The sequence below is a fragment of the Bradyrhizobium sp. AZCC 1578 genome (genome assembly GCF_036924675.1).
GTDB lineage: Bacteria > Pseudomonadota > Alphaproteobacteria > Rhizobiales > Xanthobacteraceae > Bradyrhizobium.
In genome coordinates this window covers 3,621,018-3,642,862 of record NZ_JAZHRZ010000001.1, presented here as the reverse complement: position 1 = coordinate 3,642,862, position 21,845 = coordinate 3,621,018, and the positions used below count along the sequence as shown (strand labels likewise).

The following is a 21,845-nucleotide window of genomic DNA, read 5'->3' as shown; positions in this document are numbered from 1 at the left end:
TTTCTTTCCGCCGGAACGGTGAAGGGAGGGCCACGTTGAGCACGATCCGTAAAACCCCGGTAGTCCCGGGGTTTTGGAACGGGCTCGATGGGGAGTCCACGCAGCCACCGCCGGCCGGATGGGCCTGCAAGCCCTTGAGAACTAACCAAATCCGGGGGGGAACACAATGTGATATGGGTCACTTACCTGGCGTTAACCCTCTCCCATAATCGGCTGCAATTGGTTCCATGCGTCGAATGAGGTTGTCCGGATGGGCCCGACAGGCTAAAAGACTGTTGTTGCGGTGCCGCAAATTGAGCGCAATTAGACGGCACACACCCGGCAACCCCATCAAACCTGAACGGTCCGCACGCGACTAACTGGCGCGGTCTTGCTTGGCGCTATGGACAAACTTGGGAATGGAAACGCGATGAACCTTGGTCAGCTCTGCATTTCCCGCCGCACCGTCACCATTGCCGTTGCTTTTATCGGCCTGGTGTCGCTGGCGATCGGCGCCCATGCCGCGCTGAACAAGCGTTCGCTCGACGCCGCCAAGGCAATCGGCACCGAGCAGACCGGCGTGATCGGCACCTCCGCCCGCGTCGCCCTGGTGATCGGCAACGGCCATTATCCGGATGCCGCAGCGCCTTTGTCCCAGCCGATCAACGATGCCCGCGGCCTCACCGCCGCACTGCGCGCCAAGGGGTTCGATGTCGACGTGGTCGAAGACGCCACCAAGGACGACATGGCTCGCGCCGTCGCTCGCCTGAAAGACAAGATCAAGCCGGACACCGTCGCGCTGCTGTTCTTCGGCGGCTACGGCGTCCAGGTCGGACGCGAGAGCTTTATGATCCCGGTCGACGCCGCGATCTGGAAGGAAGCCGACGTCCGCCGCGACGGCGTCTCGATCGAGCAGGTGCTTGATGCGATGACCGAGAAGGGCGCCAGCGCCAAGCTCGTCGTCGTCGACGCCTCCCGCCGCAATCCTTACGAGCGCCGCTTCCGCTCCTATTCCCATGGGCTGGCCCCGATCTCCACACCGGAGAACGCGCTGATCCTGACCTCGGCCACGCCGGGCAAGGTGGCCGACGACGGCAAGGGCCAGTACAGCGTGCTGGTCACCGAGCTGCTCAACAATCTGAATTCGCAGTCCGGCGTCGCCAGCGCATTCAACAAGACCCGCATCTCCATCTCCCGCGCCTCCGACGGCGAGCAGGTGCCGCAGGTGTCATCGTCCTTGCTGGAAGACGTCCGCCTCGGGGGGTAAGGCCAAGACCTCTCCACATCGTCGTCCCTGCGAACGCAGGGACCCATACGCCCCGGCCCGCGGAAATGGCACACGGCGAGACGGCTTTGCTTCAACGACGAAGTGCAGTGGTTATGGGCCCCTGCGTTCGCAGGGGCGACAACGATTACGCGGCGATAGCGAGCCTTAAACAATCAAATCACTAAGATCCCGCCACTCCAGATTTTCCCGCTCGATCAGCTCAATCTTCCAATCGCGCTTCCAGCGCTTGAGCTGCTTTTCCCGCGCAATCGCTTCATCCGCTCGCTCGAACGCCTCGACATAAACCAGCCGGTAAACGCCGTAGGTTTTGACGAACGATGACCCCTCGCCGTTGCGATGCTGCTCCATCCGTTTCGCCAGCGAATTGGTCACCCCGATATACAGCGTCCCATGACGCCGGCTCGCGAGGATGTAGACGTAGTACATGCGCGGCTCTCGTCGTCCCTGCGAACGCAGGGACCTATACCGCGTGATCTACCGAGGAAGCGCGGTAGCAGACACCTTATCACACAACGAAAGCCGGTGGTTATGGGCCCCTGCGTTCGCAGGGGCGACGGTGAGAGTTGCAGCCGCCCAGCTACTTCGCGTCGGCGCTCGCCGTCACCGCGCGCACCGGATCGCCCTCGCGCAAGAGCGCGCCGGCGCGCGCCACCACGATGTCGCCTTCCTGCAGGCCCGAGGTGATCTCGACCTGGCCGGCCGACATCAGCCCGGTCTCCACCCGCCGCGTTTCGACGCGGGCGCGCCGCACCACCTGCACCACGGTGCCGGCGGTGCCGTAGAGGATCGCGGTCAGCGGCACCGCGACGCCGCAGCTCTGTCCGGTCCTGATCTGCGCGCGGCCACTCGAATTGACGAGCAGCCGCCGGTTGGTGGTGACGCCGACGAACACCTGCGCGAGCTGGCTGTTCGGCTCCACCGTGGTCGACAGCCGCCGCACCTTTCCATCGACCTCGCCGGCGCCGATCACCTTGATCCGCGCGGTCTGGTTGATCTGCAGTTTGGCGATATCGCGCGTTGGCACCATGCCGACCAGGTCGAACTCGCCGCGCGCGATGATCGAGAACAGCGCTTCGCCCTTGCCCGACGCCATCGCGCCGACCGACGCCGTCGTGGCCGAGATCACGCCGCCCACCGGCGCCTGCACCGAAATCTGCCCGCCTTCCGGCAAAGCTAGCCGCGCCAGCACCTGCCCCGCGGTGACGCTGTCGCCCGCATCCACCATCACCTCGGCCACCTTCAGCCCCATCCGCTCGGGCCGCACCTGCGTCTCCTCGCGCGCAATGATGGTGCCGGACACCTCGACGATATTGGCGAAGCAGGATTTTTGCGCCTTGAGCACGGTGACCGCGGCGCCCTTCGGGGCGGCGGGGTCGGTGTCCTCGGCGGCGCGGAGGGAGCTCGAAAGGCAGATCAAGCCTGCGGCAATCAGGGGGGCCAGCGTAAGTGAAAGGCCGCGCGTGCGGAAGATGGTCATCTGCATTTCGTTCCCGGTTTCGGCCTTAACCGATACCAGAAGGCCGGCGGGAGAGCCAAGCGCCAAGAATGTCACCCCTCCGCCCGGCTGCCGGCCTCTGCCAGCGCCGTTTCGAGCGCCAGCGGAACGCCGGCCAGTTCGTCCGCGCGGGCGATGTGTCTCGCGATCGCGGGATTGACTGACGAGGCATGGGTAAGCGGGAGCATATGGCCGGCAGCCGGCAAATGTTGCACCTCGGCGCAGTCCATGATCGCGCCGAGCCGCTGCACAATGCGTTGGGTGAGATAGGGCGACAGCCCTCCCGAAAACAATAGCGTCGGCACGCGAAGCGAGGCCGCCGCGGTGGCGACATTCGCTTCGGCGAACGCCGCCGTGAAATCGAATGCAAGCTTGTCGGCGCGCTCGATCATGCGCAGGCGCGCGCTGGCCGGCAGCGGATCCTGCGGGCCGGAGCCGTTCCAGAATTCGATGAACATGTCGATCGCTTCCAGCGCCGATCCATTCCAGAGGTCCTCGGAAACGTCACGCGCGACCTGGGCGAAACGCGCGTGAAGCCGCCGGTCCGCCTCGCTTTCGCACAGCAGTGTCGGCAGCACCGGCTCGATCAACGTCAGGCTGCGCAGGCGATGCGCGAACGGGGAGCAGGTCGCGATCTTGAACGCAATCGCGCCGCCGTAAGAATGGCCGACGAGATGGATGGGGCCGTCCGCATCGTGGAGCTGGCCGCTCAGGCATCGAACTTCCTCCGCGAGCGTCAGCGGCAGATCCGCCGCGCAGCAGCTATTGGTGCCATAGCCCGCGATGTCAGGGGCGAAGAATCGATGCGCGCGCCCGAGTTCATCGGCGAGCGTCTTCCATTGGCGGCCCGAGCCCAGCGAGCAATGCAGCGCCACGACGCAAGCCTTTTCGCGCTCTGCGCGCGAGATTGGAATCACATTGGTCATTGAAATGCTGCTGATTTTTATGCGGGACGCCACCGGCGGAGCCACGCCAATGGCTCCGCTAAGATATTGCTGGCGCGACGTTTCACTGCTTGGTGATGACGACCTCGAGATATTCGCTGGGCACCACCATCGTGCCGTCGCCGGAGCGGTTCATGCGAACGATCAGGGCATGCAGGTCGTTATGCAGTTCTTCCTGTTTCGCCGGATCGAGGGCTGCGAACGCTTTCAGCACCGGGCCGTAATACGTCTTGAACACGTCGAGGAAGTGCGCCGGCGAGCGATAGCGAAACCTGAACAGGCGCGATTCCGCTCGGATCGAGCGCGCGTCAGCGTCGAACATTTCGGTCAGCCGCGCGCTCGTTCCCCACAGCGCCGGCGATTTGGTCCCGGCGGGCGGTGGCAGATATTTGCCGAGCGTCCTGAAGACCTGTCCGATAAAACCGTCCGGCGCCCAGTTCGCCAGGCCGATCCGGCCCTTGGGCTTGCAGACCCGCATCAGCTCGGCGGCCGCGCGGTCCTGGTTCGGTGTGAACATGACGCCGAAGGTGGAGAGCACCGTGTCAAAACTGTTATCATCGAACGGCAGGTTTTCCGCGTCAGCTTCCCTGAATTCGATTGGCATGCCTTCCGCCGCTGCGCGCGCCCGGCCGCGCTCCAGCAACGCCGGCACATAGTCGGTCGAGGTGACGTCGCACCACCGCCGAGCCGCAGCGAGGCTCGCCATGCCATTGCCGGCGGCGACATCGAGCACCTTTGAGCCGGCCTTGAGATCGAGCGCCTCGCAGAGTTCCTCGCCGACGATCTGCAGCGTCGAGCCGACAATGGCGTAGTTGCCTGACGACCATGCGGCCTGCTGACGCGTCTTGAGGGCGGCAAGGTCGGGGGCAGGTTGGGCAGAATCGGCTTGGGCAGAATCGGCTTGGGTTTGGGTCGCTGCGATCGCGCTCTGGGCGGCCATCGATGTCTCCTATTGGGATGCTGCGGCCACGGAAAGGGCCGCGATGAACCAAACATGGCCTTGGGCGGACCTAAAGACTGTGATGCGGGGCTGATTTTGCCTTGAGGGGACCCTGATTTTTCAGTGAGATGCCTGTTTCTGTGAGATTTTTCACAGGGTCCCGCCGGGAAATTCGCTCTACCTCCTCCGGGAGCATGATCCGGAAAAGTGGATACCGGTTTTCCCTCGGACAAGCGCGGAGCGTTTGCCCGGAGATCATGGTCAAACAAGAAGTGCGGGACAAAGTGACCGGAAATTTACGTGCCGATCCGAAATGACTTATGACGATTTAACCGGGATGACGCCGTGCAATTTCACTTTTCCAACCATGTCCTGGATGTCGACCTTCGCGAGCTGACCCGCGGCGGCGAGAGCGTGGCGGTCGAACCGCAGGTGTTCGATCTATTGGTTCATCTGATCGAAAACCGCGACCGCGTCGTCACCAAGGACGATCTGATCGAGAAGGTGTGGGACGGCCGCATTATCTCCGAATCCACGCTGACGAGCCGGATCAACGCCGCGCGCAGGGCGGTCGGGGACAGCGGCAAGGATCAAATCATGATCCGCACGCTCGCGCGAAAAGGTTTTCGCTTCGTCGGTGACGTGCAGCCGAAAGCCGCGAACGGCCGCGGAGCGCGTGCCGGTGCGCCCCAGCCGCTCGACCTCGCCGGCGAGCCGCTGCACCCGCCCCTCCCGGCGCTCGATCGCACCGCGATTGCAGTGCTGCCGTTTGCCAATCTCTCTGGCGAGCCGGAGCAGGAGTATTTTTCGGAAGGCATCAGCGAGGACATCATCACCGCGCTGTCGAAGCTGCGCTGGTTCTATGTGATCGCGCGGAATTCCTCGTTCATCTACCGGGGGAAATCCGTCCACCACCAGCAGATCGGCGAGGAGCTCGGCGTCGGCTATGTCGTCGAAGGCAGCGTGCGCAAGGACGGCGACCATGTGCGCATCACGGCCCAGCTCGTCGACGTGGCGAGCGGCAGTCACCTCTGGGCGGAGCGCTACGACCGCAATCTTGCCGACGTGTTCGCCGTGCAGGACGAAATCACGCAGGCAGTCGTCGCGGCGATCGAGCCGCAACTCTACGCTGCCGAGGATTTCCGGGCCCGGCGCAAGGCGCCTGACAACATGGATGCCTGGGATCTGGTGATGCGGGCGCTATCGCATTATTGGCGCGTGACGCGGCAGGACAATCTGGTCGCGCAGGCGCTCTTGGAAAAGGCGATCAGCGTCGATCCTTCTTACGGCCAGGCGCTCAGCCTGCTGGCTGCCTGCCATACGTTCGGCGCCCATATGGGTTGGCAGGAAATGTCCAGGGCCGTACCAACGGCGGAGCGCGCGGCGCTGGCAGCGATCCGGGCCGACAGCGAGGACGCGTGGGCGCATTATGCGCTGGCCAGCGTCTATCTGTTCAACCGGCGCTTCGATGATTGCATCGCCGAATTCGAGCTGGCGCTGCGGCTCAATCCGAATTTTTCGCCCGCGCGCGGCATCTATGGTGTTGCGCTGTCCTATCGCGGGCGCTGGGAAGACGGTGATCGCGCGGCGCGCGAGGCGCTGAAACTCTCACCCCGCGATCCCTTTGCCGCGATCTATTGCGGCGTCGCCGCCTATTGCCAGTATGTCGGCAAAAACTACGCAGAGGCGATCCGCCTGTCGCGTGAAGCGCTGCGGCAGCGCGCCGACTTCGTCGGCGCCCACCGCGTGCTGACGGCCTCCCTCGGCATGGCCGGCGACACTGACGCCGCCAAAGCAGCCGTCGAGGGCCTCCGCGGCGCCCAGCCCAACTTCTCGCTCGCCTGGCTGGCCAGCGGACTGCCGTTCGAGCACGAGGCTGACAAGGCGCATTACCTGGAAGGGTTTCGGCGCGCCGGTCTGCAATAGCTTCGCGGCGATATCTCAAGAGAGTCTGGACGGTAAATCAGAGCGGTCTGAAAGTCTTGGCCGGTCGCAATGGGCATGTTTGATGCTGCCCTCGCTGCCGCGAGGTCGGTGCTCCTCGCGCCTTCGGGCGTACGTACCGAAGCCTGCTGACACCATGCTGGCAGCAGGCCTTCGATAGAAAGGGTGCCAGGCAAGCTCACCAGGTTCCGGCTGCTGTTTGAAAGAAAATAGCCATGACTATGCTGACCACCATTCCGACCTCCGCCACCAGGCCATTTGCCTGCCGAAGTGCCGTTTGGCTCGCGCGCCTGCGCCGTCTCGTCAACAGCTTCCTCGCAGCGATCATTGCGCGCCACGAACGGCACGCCATGCGCGAGGCCCTGCGCAAGCTCGACGATCGCCATCTCGAGGATCTCGGCATGTACCGCACGCAGATCGACAGCAGCCTCGAAGAATTGGCGCAGACCCGCGCGCGAATGCAGCAGCCCGGTTGGCACTGACAGGCGCGTGCGCCGACGCGGCTTGTCGTCAGGCGGCCGCAACGGCTGCAAGCACCCGGTCGTTCCCAGCGCCCTCTGATTTTCATGGGCGAATGAATGAAGAAAATCCTCGGGCGCAACGGCGCTGCGGGAGGATTTCCGCTGTTTGAAATTTCGAAGCGAACGCGCGGCACATTCACCGTCGTCCCTGCGAAGGCAGGGACCCATACGCCGCGGCCGGTGTAAGGGGCACACGGGGAAACGGCTTTGCTTCAATAACTGGGAGCGGTGGTTATGGTCCCTGCGTTCGCAGGGACGACGGAAACGTTCGCAGGGGCGACAGGAGGGGACGGCGGCTACTGCATCTTCTTCCGTCGCGCCGCAGCGGCATCGACCACGTTGTCGACCGACTCGCGCCAGGCGGTGATCTCGGCCGCTAAAATCGGATGGTTGAATCCCTTCAAATTCAAATCGTCGATCGGCCGTCCCTCGACCCAAGGCTCGACCATGCCATAGACGCGGCGGCTCACCACGATCTGGTTGGCCTTGGCCTCGTCGCAGAGACGCGAGGCAAGATTGGTGACACTGCCGATCGCGGCGTATTCCAGGCGCTGCTCGAAACCGATCTGGCCGAGGGTGGCGTAGCCGAGGGCGATGCCGATGCCGAAGCCGAGATTGTGGCCGCGGTTGCGCCACTTCTCAGTCAGCCCGCCAATGGTGTCGCGCATTTCCACCGCCATCCGCACCGCGCGCGCGGTGTGGTCCTCGAACTGGATCGGCGCGTTGAACAGGATCATCACGCCGTCGCCGGCATAGCGGTCGAGCGTGCCCTCATACTTGAAGATCAGCTCGCCGAGCGCTGCGTGATATTCGCGCAGCACGTTCATCGCCTCTTCCGGCTCGGTGGTCTCGGTGAACGCGGTGAAGCCGCGCAAATCGCAGAACACGACCGTCACCTCGCGGCGATGGCTGTCGAGCAGGCCCTCATGGCCGTCGGAGGAGGCGATAAGCTGCGCCACCTGCGGCGCCAGGAAACGCTCCAGCCGCCGGATGCGCTCGATCTCGCCGAGCTGCGTTTCCACCCGCTCCTCCAGCGAGCGATTCCAGTCGCGGAGCTGGTCGGTCTGCTCCTGCAGCTTGCTCGCCTGTTCGCGCACAATGTCATTGGCGGCGAGCAGCTCGCGGCTCTTGTGGTCCACTTCGGTGAAGAGGCGCGCATTGCGCATCGCCAGCACCGCCTGGTGCGCAAACGTCTTCATCAGGCCGATCAGGTTGGCGGAAAACTCGCCCTGGTTCCGCCGCAGCACCACCAGCGATCCCAAGATGCCGGTCTGGTCGACCAAGGGCACCACCAGCACCGAGTGGAAGCCGGCTTCCATCGCGACATCGCGAAGCGGATGTTCGGGCGTTGCGCCGAGCTGGGGAATGGCGATCGGCTCGCCTGAGGTCGCGGCCTCGCCGAGCGGCGAATGGTCGGCGTCGATGGCGCGATGGCGGCCTTCGGCAGCCTTGTCGATGCCGATGGCTTCGGTCAGGCTGAACTGGTGATTGCCGGCGTCATAGCCATAGATCAGCACGGCGTCGGCGTGGGTGATCTCGAGCGCGCGCGCGGCAACCGTGGGCAGCACGGCGTCGAGATCGAGCGAGGAGGCGACCGCGCGGCCGACCTCCTCGAGCACCTTGAGCTCGTTGATCGATTGCGCCAGGTCCCGCGTCCGCTCGTTCACCTTGGCTTCGAGGTTCGAATAGGTTTCGGCGAGCTGCCCGGCCATGCCGTTGAACTGGTTGGCGAGCTCCTCCAGTTCGTCTGATGTCTTCACCTCGATGCGGTGGCCGAAATCGCCGGCGCCGAGCCGCCGCGCGCCGGCCTGCAGCGCCGTGATCGGCACCAGCAGGCGCCGCGCCATGATGGTGCCGGCGATGATCGCGACCACGAGGCCAAGCGCGATCAGAAGCGCGATCCGCACCAATTGATCGCGGATCGGCGTCAGCGCCTGCGCCGTCGGCTGTTCGAAGAACACGCGCCAGCCGAGTTTCGGCACCAGGCTCGACGTCGTCAGCACGGCGTCGCCACTGGCATCCAGGCCTGACGCTGGCGCCACGCCGCCGGGTTTGCTGACAGCGGCGACCTGCGGCAGTGCCGACAGATTCTTGCCGACCTCGGGGCCGTTCGAGGACCTGGCCAGCACTTCGCCCTTGGCGTCAGTGACATAGGCGTACGCCACCTTGCCGACCTGGGCGTCGATCAGGAATTCGGAGAGGAAATCGAGATCGATTTCGGCAATCGTGATGCTGCCGTCGGCATGCGACAGCGCGATCGACATGAATGGCTGCTGGTCGCGCAGATAGGCCGGCGCAAAGCTGGTGCCGCGCGAGACGGTTTCGGTGAAGCGGACATCGCGGGAGAAATCGGCGTTGCTGCCGAGCGTGACGGTCTGTCGCGTCAGGCGGAGCTGCTCGCGGCCGTTGCTGCCAAGCAGCGAGAGCTGGCTGACCTGCGGCACCTGCCGCAGCAATTGGGAGTAGTCGGCGCGGCGATCCTCGATCGTCTTGGTGGAAGCGCGCGTCACCCAGGAGATCTGCCGCTCCAGCTCGGAGATCGACTGCGCGATCCGCTTCGCGGTCGCCTCCGCCTTGTCGGACATGCCGTCGTGGAGCGAGCTCTTGATGCCGCGATAGGTGATCCAGATTTCCATCGCGCCGTTGATGGCCAGCACGAACACGACAAGCCCGACCAGCGCGACGACGTATTTGGCAAACAGCCCCTCGCGCAGAAACTTTGCTCTATCGTTGCCCTCGCTCATCCGGACCCTCGTGCGCCACGCCCTTAAGCATGCGCATCCGTTCGTCGCTTGCCACGGGGCGCTATTGGGGAGCCCCGGATGAGGCCTGTTTAGCACGAATTGAGGGGGGCCGGCGGGCCCTCCGCCAGCATGGTTAGCCCCGATTTTAGGCAGGAATCCGCAGATTCGTCGTCATGCGCAGGCCCCGCTTAACCTCGCCCCGCGAAGAGCGGGGCGAGGGAGTATCAACCTCACCGATTGAACAACTGCCGCAACACCTCGTTCATCGGCTGGCTGTCCTGCTGCGCGGTTGTATCGCTCGGCGGCGCGGGAGTTGCCGGTTCGGCCGGCGCGGCTTGCGTCGGCGCCTCGGCGGGCGAGGTCGGCGTCAGGCTCCGTTGACCGCCCGGGCGGCCGCCTTGAGGCTGATTCTGGCCCAATCCACCCAAGCCCTGAATGAGATTGCCGATGGTCTCACCAAGCTGTCCGCCGAGCGGATCATTCGGCTTGCCGCCCGTCTGGCCGCTGCCGGGCGCAGTGCCCTGTCCGCCGGCCGCACCCTGTTGTCCGCCGCCGAGCAGGTTGCCGATCGCAGCGCCAAGCCCGGCGCCGTTCGGTCCGAACAGGCCCTTGCCCATTTCCCTCAGCTTGGCATAGGCACCCTCCGGATTGTCGAGGATGCCTTGCATCTCCGGATAGATCCGTGGGCTCCCCCACGGTCCCTCGATCATCACGGGAATGCCGAGCCCGACCGGATCGCTGACGCGGCCCTGGCCTTCGGTGGTCATCACCAGTTTCGGCTCGACACGGAAGCCGATCTGCTTGGTGCCGAGGTCAATCGTGCCGACGCCGGTCATCTTCACCAGCGGGCCGACGAGGTTGAGATCGGTAGTCTGCGCCTGCCCCTTGTCGATCTTGAACGATGCCGACAACTGCGAAAGATCCGTCGCCTTCTCATCGCTCGCCTGCCAGCCGGACAAGGTGCTTGCTGTCAGCGAGCGGATCATCTGCGCGACATTGAGCCCCTTGATGGCGCCGTCCTGGAACACGACGAAGGCGGTGCCCGCCATGTTCGACATGATCGCGCGCTGGCTGGTGCCGGAGGAGCGCACGCTGATCTTCGCCTGCATCCTGCCGTCGATCCTGTCGAAATCAGCAAGACCATCCAGCAGCGGCAGCGCGCGCACGCCGGTGAGATCGGCCCGCATCGCATAAATGGGATTGGCGGTGGAGACATCGACGGTCAGGTCGCCATTGGCGTTGCCGTCATAGGCGCCAAGGTTGGAAACCTGTGCCTTCAGGACGCCGCTTGCGAGCGTGGCGTCGATCGCGGCAGGGGTGAAGCGCGCGTCGCCGATCTTGAGTTCGGCCGCGGAAATCCGCGCCTGCAGGTCGACGTAGTTGAGCCCATTGACGTCGATCGTCGCGTTGCTCCAGGGCTGGCCTGAGGAAGAATCGGTGCTGCGCGACATCGCGACCGTGAGCTTCTGGAAATCGAGGTCGAGCTTGACCAGCGGCTTGCTCGACAGATCGACCGAGGCCCAGCCGTTGAACGCGCCGTCGCCGAGGGTGCCGGTGACGCCGTTGATCATCACGACCGAGCCGTTGAGCCGGGCTTCGGCCTTGGCCATGAGCTGCGCGTGCAACAGGCCCGGCGCGTCGATCTTGATCTCGGCCGGAATATTCTGCCGTTCGAGCGGGGCGGCGGGCAGCGCCGCCTTGGCTTCGACTTTCAGCGGATGGCCGCCGCTGCGCGCGCTGCCGGTCAGCGTAACCTTGCGGTCGGCGTCAATCGTGATGTCGGCGTTGACGGTCTCGATCCTGTTCTCGACGCGGTCGCGCAAATTGGAGAACACGATGGTGCCGCCGGTGACGCTGACATGCTCGATCGAAAAGGCATCCGCCGCCTTGCCGCCGGCGGGCTTCGAGGGAGGATTGGCCTCCCTCACGCGCTCGCGCTTCAGGGGCAAATTCACCACCGGGCGAATGATGACGAGCTCGGTGATCTGCGGCCGGCCGGCCCACAGGCTCGCCAGCGTCACGTCCGCCTCGATGCTTGAGGCGGTGAAACGATGGTTGATGTCGCGATCCTTTGGATCTTGCAGCGTGACATCGTTCAGCCGGATGTTGAGCTGTGGCCACAAGCCGATCTTGGCACCGCCATTGATGGCGAGCTTGTAGCCGGTCTCGCGCTCGATCCGCTCCTGGATCTCGGCCTTCAGGTAGCCCGAGGGGATGCCGATCACCAGCAGCAGCGCGAAGACGACGATCACGGCGGCAATGATGGCGCCGGCAATTTTCAGTGCTCTCATATCGACATTCCAGACCGCGCAAACGGCTCTTATTTCGGTGGCTCGACACGCCGTCGCAACCGGTCGGGCGAGCTTATCCCGGAAAGGGATAGCGCCCAAAGCAGCCAAAAATAATCCGGGGGTACTGCAAAGTTATGTGACTTATGACACACTTGCCGGCAGGGGAATCCTGCTAACGGCGTTCGGGGGCGGTGGAGCCGATCTGGAAGGCGATACAATGACTAAACAGGCCGAATTTGCGGTCATTTTGAAAATGAACCCGATGTTTGCGGATTTGGGCGCCGACGAATTGCAGCGTATCTCCGGCCTTTGCCATACCCAGCAGCTCGGCGTCGGCGAAATGTTGTTCCAGAAGGGTGATCCCGGCGACGCCCTGTACGGCGTCCGCCGCGGCCAGATTCGGATCGAAACCGGCGCCTCCGACGGCAGCCGCCTGACGTTGAATTTCATGGGCTCCGGCGATCTCTTCGGCGAAGTCGCCGTGCTCGACGGCCAGAGCCGCACCGCGGACGCTACCGCCGGCGAGCCGTCGGAACTGTTCGTGCTGCGGCGTGAGGATTTCCTCGCCTTCCTGGAGCGCGAGCCCAAGGTCGCGATCAAGATCATCACGCTGTTGTGTCAGCGCATCCGCTGGCAGAGCGAACGGATGGAAGAATCCGTGCTGCAGCCGCTGCCGGTCCGGCTGGCGCGGAGGCTCGTTGCGCTCGCTTCCGATTTCGGTTCCGAAGTTCACATCTCGCAGGAGCAGCTAGGCGTCTTCGTCGGCGCCGCTCGCGAAAGCGTCAACCGGCAACTGCAGCTCTGGCGCAAGGACGGCATCCTGGACCTGCAGCGAGGGAGAATCCTGCTGCAGAACATGACCAAGCTGACGGCGGTGGCGAGGAACGAGTAGGTTCCCATCCATCGTCAGGCATTGCCTGCTGTGGTATGATGGAAGGGACTGACAGAAGCCGACCGCGCGGACAATAGGTAGCGGCAAGCGCTCGGATCGGCCAAGACTGCTTCTCATTCCGCCGCAGGTGACATCGCTGGCGGCGGGCCCTTGGCCGGCGGCTCGCCGTGATGATCCGATCCTTGGCCGCCGTGCTCCGTCTCCGCGCTGGACACGATCAGCTTCTTGCCGAGGCGCCAGCACAGGGCGCCGAAATCGTCCATCACCATGAACATCGCGGGCACGAACACCAGCGACAGGATGGTGGAGAAGATCAGGCCGCCGATCACCGCGAGCGCCATCGGCGAGCGGAATTCACCGCCGGCGCCGAACGCCAGCGCTGACGGCATCATGCCCGCCGCCATCGCAATCGTCGTCATCACGATCGGGCGCGCGCGCTTCATGCCGGCGTCGATCATGGCGTCTTCGCGCTTCTTGCCCTCGCGGATCGCCGTAGTCGCGAATTCGACCAGCATGATGGCGTTCTTGGTGACGATGCCCATCAGCATCAGGATGCCGATCCATACCGGCGTGGTGAGCTGCTTGCCGGTCAGCAGCAAGGCTGCGATCGCGCCGCCGATCGACAGCGGCAGCGAGAACAGGATGGTGATCGGTTGCAGGAAAGTGCCGAACAACAGCACCAGCACCGCATAGACCATCATCAGGCCGGCGGTGATCGCAGTCGCAAAGCCCTCCGACAATTCGTTGAGGCTTTCGGCGTCGCCCGACGGGCTCACCTTCACGCCCTTCGGCAGGCTCTTCATGACCGGAAGATCGTAGATCAACTTTGTGGCGTCGCCGAGTGCCGCAGTGCCGACGAGGTCGGCGGCGACGGTTGCCTGCCGTTCCCGATCATAGCGGTTGATGCTGGTCGGGCCCTGATCGAGCTGGATGTCGGCGACGACAGACAGCGGCACGCCGCCGCGTTCGCCGCGCTGGCCGAGCGGCACTCGCAATTGCTGCAGCATCTGCAGATCGCTGCGCGCACTGTCCTCGAGCTGGACCCGGATCGGCACCTGACGGTCGCCGGCGTCGAATTTTGCCAATGCCGGACCGACGTCGCCAATGGTGGCGACGCGAATCGTCTGCGACAGGCTCTCCGTCGAAACGCCAAGACGTGCCGCCAGTTCGGCCCGCGGCCGGATGCGAAGCTCGGGGCGATCGAGCGCGGTTTCCGAGATCACGTTGGCGATGATCGGGATCCGCTTCATCTGCGTCGCCAGCTCGCTGGCGACGTTGTTGACAATGTTGCTGTCGGTGCCGGTCACGACCAGCGAAATCGCGCGCAGGCCGTTTTCGTCGAGGAACCAGAAGCGGATATCGGGAACGTTTTCCAGCTCCTGGCCGATCTCGAGTTCGAGCTGCCGCTGGGTGATGTTGCGATCAGCCTTCGGCGTGTAGTTGATGATCAGCGCGGCGCGCCGGACTTCCTGCGTCCCCGGCGGCACCCGGCCGCCATCGACGAAGATGCTCTTCACCTCGGGACGCTTGCGCAGACGGGCGACGATTTCTTCCGTCACCTTCTCGGTATATGCAAGCTGCGAGCCCGGCGGCAGCTCCATCGCCAGCAGCGAGCGCGCGGTGTCCTGCGCGGGCAGGAAGCCCTGCGGCAGCAGCGTGATGCTCCAGATCGAAGCGGCGAAGACGCCGAAGCCGATCAACACCGTGATGAAGTAGTGCTTCACCGACCAGGTCACGAGTTTGGAGTAGGTCTGCAGGATGCGCCCGGGGGGCGGGTCCTCATGCGGGTGATCCTTGAGGAAGTAGGCCGCGAGCACCGGCGTGACGAAGCGCGCGGCGAGCAGCGAGAAGAACACCTGCACCGACACGGTGATGCCGAACTGCTTGAAGAACTGTCCGGCGATACCGGACATGAAGCTGGCGGGAGCAAAGATCGCAATAATCGTCAGCGAGATCGCGATCACCGCGAGGCCGATTTCGTCGGCGGCCTCCAGCGCGGCGCGATAGGGCGACTTGCCCATGCGCATGTGGCGCACGATGTTCTCGATTTCGACGATGGCGTCGTCGACCAGAATGCCCGTCGACAGCGTAATGGCGAGGAAGGAGACGAGGTTCAGCGAGAAGCCGAGCAGGTCCATTGCCCAGAATGCCGGGAAGATCGACAGCGGCAGCGAGATCGCGGCGATGATGGTGGCTCTGATATCGCGCAGGAACAGCAGCACGACGATTACCGCGAGGATCGCGCCTTCGAACAAGGTCGAGATCGCCGCATCATAATTGCCCTTGGTGAAGTTGACCGAGGTGTCGATCAGTTTCAGGTCGACGTCGGGATAGGCGACCTTCAGCGCATCGATGCGCTTCTGCACGGCCTCCGCCACCACGACGTCGCTGGCGCCCTTGGAACGCTTGATGCCGAGCGCCACCACCGGTTCGCCGTTGAAGCGGGCAAAGGTCCGGCGATCGGCAATGGTGTCGGTGACGGTGCCGAGGTCGTCGAGCCGGACTTCGCCGCCGCCGAACAGCGGGATCATCGTGCCGGCGAGATCGTTCAGCGTCTTGGCGCCGGCCAGCGTGCGGATCGCCTGGTCGTTCTTGCCGATTTCGGCGCGGCCGCCGGCGAGGTCCACATTGGTGCCGCGAAGGATCTGGCTGACATTGACGGCGGTGAGCCCCGCCGCCTGCAGCCGGTCGGGATCGAGCGAAACGAGAATTTCGCGCTCGACACCGCCGATGCGCTCGACCTGCGCAACGCCGCGGACGCCCTGCAGCGCGCGCTTGACGACGTCGTCGACGAAATAGGAAAGCTGCTCCGGCGTCTTGCCCGGCGATATCGCGGCATAGGTGACGATCGGCAGGCCGATCACGTCGACGCGCTGGATCAGCGGCTCGTTGACGTTCTGCGGCAGGTTGGCGCGTACACGGGTGACGGCATCCTTGACGTCGTTGAGCGCGCGATCGGTGTTGGTCTCGAGCGCGAACTGGATCGTCGTCACCGACAGGCCGTCGGTGATTGAGGACGAAATGTGCCGAACGCCTTCGACGCCGGATACGCCGTCCTCGATGGTCTTGGTGACCTGCGCTTCCAGTTCGGCGGGAGCAGCGCCGAATTGCGCGACAGCGACCGAGATCACGGGGATGTCGGCGCTCGGCAGCCGCGTCACCGCGAGCTTGGTGAAGCTGACCCAGCCCAAGACCAGGAGAATGATTGAAAAGACGATCGAAGGAAGCGGGTTCCGGATCGACCAAGCCGAGATGTTCAAAGCCATTAGCGTGCCCGCGTGCGCTCGAGTTCATCGGCGAACATGGTCTTGACCTGGTCGCCGTCATGCAGCGAGGTGCCAGCATCGGCCACGACGGTTTCGCCGACGTCGAGGCCTTCAAGAATTTCAGTTGAGGTTTCGGAGGTCAGGCCGACCCGCACCTTTCGCGTCTCGATGGTGTTGCCCTTCACGACCTGCAGGGTCAGGCGGTCGATGGCGGTGCGCGGGACAGCTACGCCGCAGGAGCGCTTGGCATCGATATTGGCGCGGGCAAACATGCCGACCTTGAGCGAGGGATTGTTGTTCAGCGAAATCCGGACCTTGCCGAGTTGGGTGGTGCGGTCGATCTGCGGCGAGATCTGCCGGACCTTGCCGACGACATCGGGCGCATCGTCACGGCTGATGCGTACCGTCGCACCCGGATTGAGCTTGAGCAGATGAACGCTCGGCACTTCGGCTTCGAGCTCGATTTCATTGTTCACGGAGACACGGAACATCGGGCCGGCCTGCGGCGAAGCCGGCGCGCCGACCGCAGTCCTGACTTCGGTAACGAGACCGGCAGCCGGCGCGCGAAGAGATATCGGTCCAGACCGGCCTCCCGGGGCTCCCGGCTGTTGCGGCGGCGGGGTGAGGCGCGCCATCTCCTGATTTTCGGTAACCGTATCGCCTTCCTTGATGAACAGATCAGTGACCCTCGAGCCCTCCTGATCGACGCCGATCTGGGCCTCGCGCCGCGGCACGATAAAGCCGGTGACGCGCACCATGTCGGAGAAACAGGCATTGGTGGATTTGGTCACGATCACCAACGCCTGGCCCGGCGTTTCCTTTTCTTCCGCGCGCGGACGGTGCTCGAACCAGTAATAGCCGACGGCCACAACGGCAACGAAGGCCACCCCGAGCGCGGGTTTGAAGTATTCGGAGAATTTCATCGCCGGATCAATCCAGACTGGAAGTCAAATCAAACAAGGCGCATTGGCTGGCCGAAGGCCTGCGATCTCGCCCAAAACGAATACGTCCCGCACGGGTGCTGCGGGACGTTATTGTAGCCGGAAACCAATGCTCGGCGCCACGCCCTTACTTGGATGCGTTCGACGCCGTGGCCTTGTTTTCCATGTTGACGACCTGAACGCGGCGGTTCACTTCCGCCATCGGCTGGCTCGGGTCCTTGAGCTTGCTCTTGCCGTATCCGACGGTGACGAGATCGGTGCCGTTGATGCCGTATTTGTCGACGAGATAGCGCTTGATCGCGTCGGCGCGGCGCTCGGACAAATCCTGGTTGTAGGCTTCGCCGCCGGCCGCGTCGGTGTGGCCCGCGACCACGAAGGTCGAGCCCCTCAGATCATTGTTGGTGAGCGCGCGGCCGAGCGCCTGAACCGACGGCAGCGACTTCGCGCTGATGTCGGCCGAGTTGTAGTCGAAATTGATCTCCAGATCGATCTTCGGCTTGTCCTTGACGATGGTGGCGATTTCCTCGCGCTCGGCGGTCGAGAGCGACCGCGTGGAGCGGCCACGGATCTTCTGGACGAATTTGGTTTCGGTAGCGGCCGCGGTCGGATCGACGGTTTGGTGCGGGCCGACCGAAAGGCCGCGGGTGAGCGGCTTCTTCTCCGGCGCCAGCGCGCGGACGATCTGATCTTCGGTGACGTTCCTCTCCTGCGCGAGGGCAGTTCCCGCACTTAAGTCGATTGCGGCGCCCAGCGCCGCAACCGAGACGATTGCTGTAAGGATCTTCGTTGCTGAGAAATTTGCCATTGCCAGTCCCCTCCTGCGGGCACGCGGTTCTAAGGTCATCCAAATGAGCTGCCGCACCTTGGTTTGCGGCCGGCTGCTTTACTTTAGTCTGGGCGCCCGCCGCAGGGTTCGAGGCGCCGCCAGCCTTCATACCTAAAAATCGTCACTGCACCCCGTAATCGGCGAATTCCTTGACGATATTGGGGTCCATCGCCTTCGCATTGTTAATATCGAGATCGCCTTCCGAAATCGAGCCGTTGCGCTTCTTGGCAAGACCGCGGCCGTACAGCGACGACGTCAATCTCGGGTTGATCCTGAGGGCGGCGTCGAAATCAGCAATTGCATTCTTGTTCTGGCCGCTTTTCAGGTTAACGAGGCCGCGGCTGTCGAGCGCGTCGACGAAATTCGGCCGCAGCCGCAACGCCTCGTTGCAATCCTTCAGTGCCGCCTGCAGGTCCCCGATCACCGTGCGGGCCCAGCAGCGGTTGTTGTAAGCTTCCACATCCTTCGGATTCAGCCGCAGCGAATTGTTGAAGTCCTTGATGGCGAGCTCGTAGGCGCCCTTGCTCGCATAGACCTGTCCGCGCCGGTACAGCGCGGCGGCATCGTCCGGATTGTCGTTGAGCCTGGTGGTCAGGTTCTTGATGGTCGGGTCGTCGGCCAGCGCAACCGCCGTCGGGCTGGGGCTCTCGGTTGGCTTGGCGGGCGGCGGAGGCGGAGGAATCGCGGCTTCAGCCGGCTTCGGCGGCGCCGGAGGAGGCGGTGGCGGAGCAGGCGCGGCCACCTGGGGCGCGGCAGGTGCGGGAGCGGGAGCAGGGGAAGGAGCGGGAGCAGGCGCGGGAGTGGTTGGCGCTGCGGCCACCGGAGCTGGCGGCGGGCTCGCCGGCCGCGGGCCGCCGCTGGGAATAAAGGAGAAATCCTCGGCAAGCGACGACGAGATCCACGGCACCTGCTCCTGGCGCGAGGCGCGGGTGACACCGACGCGGGTGCGGTTCAGCGTTTCCTCCGCCATCAAATCGGGGGTGCGGATTTCCTTCAGCAGCTCTTTCACAAACAGGCTGCGGTCGCTGCCATTGTCGGAAACGACGGACGAGAGCGCGGCCGAATACATCACCAGCGTGCCGTTCGGGGCGATAACCGGCGCAAGGCCAGCGGAAAAGCTGCGGAACCGGCGCTCGAACGGATTGCGCCTGCTGGCGTCGATCAGCGCGATCTTGACGCCCGCGCCGCGACTGTTGATCTCCCCCAGCACGGTTTCGAGGCTGAAACCGTCGCGGCGAACGTCGGCCTCGGTCCAGATCTGCGCATCGACGGGGATCATGTAGCTCTGGCGGCTCGACTGCACGCCAAAGCCCGAAAAGAAGATCAGCGCGACCGAGCCGGGCTTGATTTTGCCGTAGAGCCGCTCGAAAGCGCGGCGCATCTGCTCGCCGGTCAGGTTCTCGCCGATATCGACATTGAAGCCGTCGCGCTTGAGCTCTTCGGCGATGTCGCGCGCATCATTGATCGGTTCCTTCAGGGGCGCCTCGGCGTCCGGATATTTCGCGTTGCCGATCACCAGCGCATAACGTTCGCCGGCTGCGAGCGACGGGGCTACCGACGCGACCGCAAAAATCAGGGAAAGGAGCAATACAAGGCGGGTTTTCATATTGACGGCAATCCAGCCAAAATGGCGCCGATACCAGCTTGCGCCGCGGCGACCTTACTCTACGCACTCTGCATTATCAAACCGCGCGCACAGCTCGTCAACCGCTTGCGATCTCGGCACTAATTGCGGGAATTAACCGCGACCGCACCGCGTGGATGAAGGGGAATAAACAATGTTGACGGGCGGCAACACCTCGGCGCGCGGACCTGGTCCGCGCGATCGGTTCCCGATCTGCTCGACCATCCTTTCGTGATGCCCGGCTGCGTCCGAATATGCCGGTCATACCTGGGTCACCCGCGGTTGACGGCCACCATGGAAATGTGACTCTTCTCACATAATGCTCTGCAATGCCGCGCGGTCGTCATTCGCGCACCGCGTTTGACCTTCGCAGATGACAATGGCTTGCTGCCGGGACCGGCCAAGTTCAGCAAAGAAAAGTTCAGCACAAAAGAAGAGCGACACCGATGGGAAACGCCTACGAGATCTACGCCCTGCGCTATGCGACGATGTCGCCCCGCACTCCTCATTTGAATTTTCTGATCCCCGATCCGCACGAAACCACGGCGCAGGATCTGGATTACTTCGTCTGGCTGATCCGAGGGGGCGGCCGCGACATCCTGGTCGACACCGGCTTCAACGCCGAGGAGGCGAAGGCGCGTTCGCGCAAACTCACGCTCAATCCGGTCGACGCACTGGCGGATTTCGGCGTTGCCGCCGATACGATTCGCGACGTGATCGTCACCCATCTGCATTACGATCACGCCGGCAATCTCGATCGCTTCCCGAACGCGCGGTTTCATCTGCAGGACCGCGAGATGAGCTACGCGACCGGGCGCTGCATGTGCAACGGCATGTTGCGGCATCCGTTTTCGGTCGAGCACGTCACCACCATGGTGCGCCACGTCTATGGCGAGCGCGTCACTTTCCATTCCGGCGACGGCGAGATCGCCCCCGGCGTGACGGTGCATCGCGTCGGCGGCCATTCCGATGGCCTGCAGGTCGTGCGCGTCGAAACTGCGCGGGGGCCGGTGGTGCTGGCGTCGGACGCTTCGCACTACTACGCCAATTTGCACAAGCGCAGCCCGTTTCCGATCGTCTACAATGTCGGCGACATGGCGCAGGGCTGGGAAATCGTCGAGCGCCTGGCCGGCCATCCCGACCGTTTCATTCCCGGCCACGATCCGATCGTGAGCGAGATCTACCCGCGCGCCAGCGACAAGGTCGATGCGTTCGCGCTGCACCTAGCGCCGTCGCGTTCTTTCGCGAAATAGCGGGCGGTCATGATGCCAGCGTACAACACGATCGGCTTCATCGGCCTCGGCGTGATGGGCGAGCCGATCTGCCGCAATCTCGTGAAGAAGAGCGGTAAGCGCGTGATCGCGTTCGATCTTGCGGCCGAGCCGCTGGCGCGGCTGAAGGCCGAGGGCGCGGAGGCCGCAGGCTCCGTCGCCGACATCGTCCGGCAAAGCGACTTGCTGTTCCTCTGCCTGCCCAGCGCCAAGCATGTGCGCGCGGTGTTCGAGGGCGACGGCATCCTGGCGAACATCCGCAGCGGCAAGGTCGTCGTCGATCTCGGTACGTCGTCAGTCGGCCAAACGCGTGAGTTTGCCAAGCTGCTGCAGGCCAAGGGTGCATCTTGGGCCGACGCGCCGATCGCGCGCACGCGCCAGGCGGCCCAGGACGGCACGCTGAGCGTGATGGTTGGCGCGGTGCCCGCGCTTTATGCCGATATCGAGCCACTGATCCGCTGCTTTGCCACTGACGTCACCCGTTGCGGCGACGTTGGTGCGGGGCAGGTGACGAAGATTCTCAACAACATGGTGCTGTTCGAAACCGTCAACGCGCTCGCCGAAGCGGTCGCTGTCGCGAAGCATAATGGTGTCGACCCAAAGCTGCTGCTTGATACGCTTTCCAAGGGCTCGGCCGACAGTTTTGCGCTGCGCAATCACGGCATGAAGGCGATCGTGCCGGGCAATTTTCCGGAGCGCGCGTTCTCGACCGAATATGCGCTGAAGGATATTTCCTATGCGCTGGAGCTCGCGGCCGATGCGGGATTGAAAATCCGTGGTGCGGAGCTGGTCGGCACGATTCTGCAGGAAGCGATCGATGCCGGCTCAGGGGACAATTATTTCCCTGTCATCGCGAAACATATTGGCGGCCGCTAATCG

General features: G+C 64.0%; 16 protein-coding genes. 6 read left to right on the top strand and 10 right to left on the bottom strand.

The annotated features are described in order from the left end of the window. The first annotated feature begins 409 nt into the window (after positions 1-409). Positions 410-1,246 carry a caspase family protein gene (locus V1290_RS17295; protein WP_334365529.1) on the top strand — a complete coding sequence of 279 codons (837 nt, stop codon included), beginning with the start codon at positions 410-412 and terminating at the stop codon, positions 1,244-1,246. Positions 1,247-1,411: 165 nt separating this feature from the next. Here the strand turns inward: V1290_RS17295 and V1290_RS17290 are convergent, their stop codons facing one another. The 4 genes from V1290_RS17290 to V1290_RS17275 form a co-directional block, all read right to left on the bottom strand. Further along, complete coding sequence (locus V1290_RS17290; protein WP_334365528.1) at positions 1,412-1,693, bottom strand: GIY-YIG nuclease family protein; 282 nt, start codon at positions 1,691-1,693, stop codon at positions 1,412-1,414. A gap of 151 nt (positions 1,694-1,844) precedes the next feature. Then, a complete protein-coding gene (locus tag V1290_RS17285; protein WP_334365527.1) occupies positions 1,845-2,744 on the bottom strand; it encodes an efflux RND transporter periplasmic adaptor subunit in 900 nt (299 codons plus the stop codon). A 71-nt stretch (positions 2,745-2,815) separates the two neighbouring features. Beyond that, positions 2,816-3,688 (bottom strand): alpha/beta fold hydrolase, encoded by an 873-nt coding sequence (locus tag V1290_RS17280; protein ID WP_334365526.1) that lies wholly within the window; start codon positions 3,686-3,688, stop codon positions 2,816-2,818. Between the two features lie 82 nt (positions 3,689-3,770). Next, positions 3,771-4,646 carry a class I SAM-dependent methyltransferase gene (locus V1290_RS17275; protein WP_334365525.1) on the bottom strand — a complete coding sequence of 292 codons (876 nt, stop codon included), beginning with the start codon at positions 4,644-4,646 and terminating at the stop codon, positions 3,771-3,773. Between the two features lie 345 nt (positions 4,647-4,991). Here V1290_RS17275 and V1290_RS17270 point away from each other — a divergent pair, with 345 nt between their 5' ends. Together V1290_RS17270 and V1290_RS17265 are read left to right on the top strand one after the other, a co-directional pair. After that, entirely contained in the window at positions 4,992-6,572 is a 1,581-nt protein-coding gene (locus V1290_RS17270) for a winged helix-turn-helix domain-containing protein (RefSeq protein ID WP_334365524.1), read from the top strand. Between the two features lie 233 nt (positions 6,573-6,805). Next, positions 6,806-7,072: a hypothetical protein gene (locus V1290_RS17265; RefSeq protein ID WP_334365523.1), complete on the top strand. Its 267-nt coding sequence runs from the start codon at positions 6,806-6,808 to the stop codon at positions 7,070-7,072. 335 nt (positions 7,073-7,407) lie between these two features. On the opposite strand, the gene V1290_RS17260 is transcribed toward V1290_RS17265, so the two are convergent. Both V1290_RS17260 and V1290_RS17255 read right to left on the bottom strand, forming a co-directional pair. Next, entirely contained in the window at positions 7,408-9,855 is a 2,448-nt protein-coding gene (locus tag V1290_RS17260; protein WP_334365522.1) for an adenylate/guanylate cyclase domain-containing protein, read from the bottom strand. Between the two features lie 230 nt (positions 9,856-10,085). Next, entirely contained in the window at positions 10,086-12,146 is a 2,061-nt protein-coding gene (locus tag V1290_RS17255; protein WP_334365521.1) for an AsmA family protein, read from the bottom strand. A gap of 217 nt (positions 12,147-12,363) precedes the next feature. Here V1290_RS17255 and V1290_RS17250 point away from each other — a divergent pair, with 217 nt between their 5' ends. Further along, positions 12,364-13,038, top strand: a complete 675-nt coding sequence (locus tag V1290_RS17250; protein WP_065747796.1) for a Crp/Fnr family transcriptional regulator — start codon at positions 12,364-12,366, stop codon at positions 13,036-13,038. A 113-nt stretch (positions 13,039-13,151) separates the two neighbouring features. Here the strand turns inward: V1290_RS17250 and V1290_RS17245 are convergent, their stop codons facing one another. The 4 genes from V1290_RS17245 to V1290_RS17230 form a co-directional block, all read right to left on the bottom strand. Then, complete coding sequence (locus V1290_RS17245; RefSeq protein WP_334365520.1) at positions 13,152-16,304, bottom strand: efflux RND transporter permease subunit; 3,153 nt, start codon at positions 16,302-16,304, stop codon at positions 13,152-13,154. After that, entirely contained in the window at positions 16,304-17,227 is a 924-nt protein-coding gene (locus V1290_RS17240; protein WP_334365519.1) for an efflux RND transporter periplasmic adaptor subunit, read from the bottom strand. The genes V1290_RS17245 and V1290_RS17240 overlap by 1 nt, the downstream gene beginning before the upstream one ends. A 145-nt stretch (positions 17,228-17,372) precedes the next feature. Further along, positions 17,373-18,050, bottom strand: a complete 678-nt coding sequence (locus V1290_RS17235; protein ID WP_334365518.1) for an OmpA family protein — start codon at positions 18,048-18,050, stop codon at positions 17,373-17,375. 142 nt (positions 18,051-18,192) lie between these two features. Then, positions 18,193-19,677 carry a caspase family protein gene (locus V1290_RS17230; RefSeq protein WP_334365517.1) on the bottom strand — a complete coding sequence of 495 codons (1,485 nt, stop codon included), beginning with the start codon at positions 19,675-19,677 and terminating at the stop codon, positions 18,193-18,195. 464 nt (positions 19,678-20,141) lie between these two features. Here V1290_RS17230 and V1290_RS17225 point away from each other — a divergent pair, with 464 nt between their 5' ends. Further along, entirely contained in the window at positions 20,142-20,948 is an 807-nt protein-coding gene (locus tag V1290_RS17225) for an N-acyl homoserine lactonase family protein (RefSeq protein WP_334365516.1), read from the top strand. A 12-nt stretch (positions 20,949-20,960) separates the two neighbouring features. Continuing rightward, positions 20,961-21,842, top strand: a complete 882-nt coding sequence (locus V1290_RS17220) for an NAD(P)-dependent oxidoreductase (protein ID WP_334365515.1) — start codon at positions 20,961-20,963, stop codon at positions 21,840-21,842. The last annotated feature ends 3 nt before the right edge of the window (positions 21,843-21,845 follow it).